Source organism: Nocardia sp. NPDC050413 (genome assembly GCF_040655475.1).
GTDB classification, from domain to species: domain Bacteria; phylum Actinomycetota; class Actinomycetes; order Mycobacteriales; family Mycobacteriaceae; genus Nocardia; species Nocardia coubleae.
This window is the reverse complement of record NZ_JBFAJZ010000029.1, coordinates 1-2,324: the sequence shown is the minus strand read 5'-3', so window position 1 is coordinate 2,324 and position 2,324 is coordinate 1. Positions and strand designations below refer to the sequence as shown.

Below are 2,324 nucleotides of genomic sequence, written 5' to 3'. Positions count from 1 at the left end.
GAAGTCTCCAAACAGATCAGCCCCATCGCCAAACCCCGCGAAATCCACATCGTCCCCGAACTCCCCAAAACCCGCAGCGGCAAAATCATGCGCCGCCTCCTCCGCGACGTCGCCGAAGGACGCGAACTCGGCGACACCTCCACCCTCGTCGACCCCGCCGTCTTCGAGGCCATCCGCACCGGCGGCAACTGATCGGGGACCGGCACGCTACGGTTGCGGCGATAGCCGTGTCGGTCACCTCCAGGGCAGCATCGCTGATCGGATCGGCGCTAGTGTTGCGCCAAGACGTGTGCACACCGCGCGCCGCGATGCGGACCAGTTACCACAGGGAGAAGGGTCGACGAAGTGAGTTACACCCAAGGCGGAAATGACGGTCGGACGGTCACTTCCATCCCGTTGACCGACGCCAATCCGCCCGGATCGGCCAGCATCGGCAGCCTTGTCCGCGACGCCACCGAGCAGCTGTCCACGCTCGTGCGCGCCGAGGTCGCGCTGGCCAAGGCCGAGGTCACCGGCGAGGTCAAGAAGGGTCTCACCGGCAGCGTCTTCTTCATCCTGGCGCTGACGATCCTGCTGTTCAGCTCGTTCTTCTTTTTCTTCTTCCTCGCCGAACTGCTCGACGTGTGGCTGTACCGGTGGGCGGCGTTCCTCATCGTCTTCACGCTGATGGTGCTCGCCACCGCGCTACTGGCCTTCCTCGGGTATCGCAAGGTGAAGAAGCTGAAGGCGCCGGAGAAGACGATCGGCTCGCTCAAGCAGAGCGCCGAGGTGCTGCCGCAGGCACTCGCCCACCGCGAGCACACCCCGTCGCTGGAGAAGGCGAAGAACTGACGAGTCCGACCCCGGCGGGCCCGGTCGCCACGACCGGGCCCGCCCACTAGGCTCGATCGGCGTGTCGTCCAACTCATTCCCGGATCCGTCCACCGTCCGTTACGACGGCCCGTGGACCCACCGGGACGTGCACGCCAACGGGATCCGCTTCCACGTCGTCGAAGCCGACGCCACGGTGCGCGCCGACGCGCCGCTGGTGCTGCTGCTGCACGGATTCGCCGACTTCTGGTGGTCGTGGCGTCATCAGCTCACCGGAATCGCCGACCACGGGTACCGGACCGTCGCCGTCGACCTGCGCGGCTACGGCGATACGGACAAACCGCCTCGCGGCTACGACGGGTGGACTCTTGCCGGTGACATCGCCGGACTCATCCGCGCGCTCGGTCACACCGAGGCGACGCTCGTCGGCCACGCCGACGGCGGCCTCGTCTGCTGGGCCACCGCGGTCCTGCATCCCCGGCTGGTTCGGTCCATCGCGCTCGTGAGCTCGCCGCACCCCGCCGCGTTGAAGAGTGCCGTCCTGCGCGACCCCGCACAGCGCTCCGCGTGGCTGCCCCAATTCCTGCGCTACCAGTTGCCCCGATATCCCGAGAACCTCCTCACGCGGCGGGGCGGGGCCGAGGTGGAGCGGTTGCTGCGCGAGCGGGTCGGTGAATCCTGGTCACGTACTGCCGAATTCGGCGAGACCGCGTCGCGGATGCGGACCGCTATTCGCATACCCGGTGCCGCCCACAGTGCGCTGGAGTACCAGCGATGGGCCTTTCGGAGCCAATGGCGGCCTGACGGTAAGCGGTTCATGGCGACGATGCGGGATCCGATCGACATTCCTGTTCTCGGATTGCGCGGTGCGAACGACCGGTATCTGTTGGCTGCGACGATCGAGCGGGATCAGGAGCTATCCCCGCGTCGGGCACTGGTGACTATTCCGGATGCCGGTCATTACGCCCATCAGGAGAACCCGGGCAGGGTCAATGAGGTGCTTACCGCGTATTGGCATGAGCAGAACGGTGCCAATGATGCTCCGAAGGATGACTTGGTGTCGCCCTGACGTTGTCTGGTGGAGCGGTGGCGGGGGGCTTTCGGCCGAGTGGCGCCAGCCGTAAGCGGCTACTTGTCGAACTCCAGCCACACGGACCGCTCGAGGGCGTCGCTACGCGCTTCGAACCGTGCGTCACCGCTCCGCCGCACACCCAGCGGTGCGGCACCATTCCGGGATGCGGCCTACCGCATTCCCAGCCACACAGCGCCTCTCGAGGGCGCAACCTACCGCGCACCCAGCCGTGCGGCACCACTCCGGGATGCGGCCTACCGCATTCCCGGCCACACGGCGTCACTCGAGGGCGCCACCTCCCGCACACCCAGCCGTGCGGCACCACCTCGGTGTTTTGTGCACCAAGGAGGTATTGGGCTGTATTTTTGGAGCGCTGGCGCGCTCGAGCGCGGCCCCTGGAGGGCCGCGCGAACAGCGCTCGAGACTCGCGCTTCGCGCATGC

Annotated in this window: 3 protein-coding genes; all 3 read left to right on the top strand. The window is 67.1% G+C overall.

What is annotated here, in order from left to right:
• Positions 1 to 192 (top strand): hypothetical protein (locus AB0I19_RS29210; RefSeq protein ID WP_357153307.1); only part of this gene is annotated, 192 nt, incomplete at its 5' end.
• A 153-nt stretch (positions 193 to 345) separates the two neighbouring features.
• The gene (locus AB0I19_RS29205; protein ID WP_067494480.1) at positions 346 to 831 is read left to right on the top strand and encodes a phage holin family protein; all 486 of its coding nucleotides are present in this window, start codon (positions 346 to 348) and stop codon (positions 829 to 831) included.
• A 61-nt stretch (positions 832 to 892) separates the two neighbouring features.
• Positions 893 to 1,879 carry an alpha/beta hydrolase gene (locus AB0I19_RS29200; protein WP_357153305.1) on the top strand — a complete coding sequence of 329 codons (987 nt, stop codon included), beginning with the start codon at positions 893 to 895 and terminating at the stop codon, positions 1,877 to 1,879.
• The last annotated feature ends 445 nt before the right edge of the window (positions 1,880 to 2,324 follow it).